Genomic DNA, 1,542 nt, shown 5'->3' with positions numbered 1-1,542 from the left:
CAGTTCACCAAGTACCTTTTTTAATAAAGTTACCGTTAAATGTCATTTGTGGCGTTTTTATCGGACTATAGTTTTTCGTTTCTTTAGATGTTTTCTTTTTACCGTAACCACGTATATAAGTTTTTAAATCAGTTGTAGTAATCGTTGCACTAACTTCATCAGTGTTGTATTTGTAACGAATAACCTCATCAGACATTTTGTAAAACTTATCGGGTGAATAAATATATATCTTTTTATTATCTGCAAAGTATATATAATCAAATAATTCTGCACCGTTTGTTAAATATTCCATACCGTTTTGACTGCCTAATTCATCTATTACAACTCTGTTCTTAAATTCGCCAATTATTTCATAAGTAAACCCAAGTACGTTGTCATTAAAACCAAATCTTATATATTCTTCTAAAGTATATGAAGGTTTTTCTTCGTCACTTTCTTCACTATTCATTTCTTCGTTTTCCAAGTCTTTCAAAATATAATGATTCTGAAATTCCATAAAAATATGCTTAGCAGTCACTTCGACCGTAAGCATAAGATTATCTGATTTAATTGAAGTTTGTTTAATAACGTATTGTTGACCTTTCCATATTACAATAGCCTCATTTTGCAACATATTGAATACGTCAGAGTTCACATTTGTTTTATAAGCAGTGAAAGTGATGGATCGTTCATTGTTTTTTTCGTATTCGTATTTGAATGAACTCGGGTCAAAATCTGTAAGTATTTCACCTTGCGTTCCTTTTCTATCTTGAACAATAATTTGATACAACTCTTTCACCTACCTATAAATGTAATTAAAATTAAAATCAATTTCTATTTTCTCTGTACTGTCGCCCTCAATTACAATGTTGTTAAGCCCAGGTGCTAAAGTTATATAACTGTAGTTGGTATCAATACCGACACGCTTTTTATCAACATAAGGATAAACACCATTTAAAATGAAACTCTGCGATTTCTTGATTTTCTTTTTATATTCAAAAGTATCTCCAGTTGTCTTATTCCTAATTTTAAAACCGTTAGGTGCTTCAATAGTCATTTGAATGATTAACTTATGTCTTTTCAGTGGGTCAATGATATCTGTCGAACCGTTAAATATACTAAAAGATTTTTCAAAGTGTTTATATTTCAACTTATCAGCTAAATCAAGACCTTGTTCAAATTGAATATTTTCTTGTAATAACTCTATTTCAGTTGTATCTCTTAATGATTCTGAATATCCTTTAAACACTACAAAAGTGACTGCAAACGTAGCAAATGAATTTGTTAAACTTTCGTTACCATCTTCTGTACAATACACCGCATATTTCTTACCGGGTAAATCAGAGTGCCAAACGTAATAAGGTTCACGTCTGAATAATAAACCTCTTAACTTTTGTTTAATCAGCCTTAAATCTGTCGTATCGTGACCTTTTAATGAAAAGTTTAATATCAAATTAAAAGGACCAAACGAATTTGGTCCCACTAATACTCCATCTGTTCCATTCACTTCGGTAGTGTTGGCTTTTACTTCGACACCTTCCTCAATGAAATCAAGAAACTTCA

General features: G+C 30.8%; 2 protein-coding genes. Both read right to left on the bottom strand.

Features of this window, described 5'->3' with window-relative positions; genetic code table 11:
• Window positions 1-4: 4 nt before the first annotated feature.
• Window positions 5-769, bottom strand: coding sequence for a phage tail protein (locus ACF91D_RS30185; protein ID WP_392438422.1), 765 nt, complete (start codon window positions 767-769; stop codon window positions 5-7).
• A gap of 9 nt (window positions 770-778) precedes the next feature.
• The coding region (locus ACF91D_RS30180) for a distal tail protein Dit (RefSeq protein ID WP_392438420.1) at window positions 779-1,542 on the bottom strand (764 nt) is incomplete at its 5' end.

The organism is Staphylococcus sp. 231237_7MaSpsaltlick, assembly GCF_043107035.1.
This window is presented reverse-complemented; position numbering and strand designations above follow the sequence as displayed.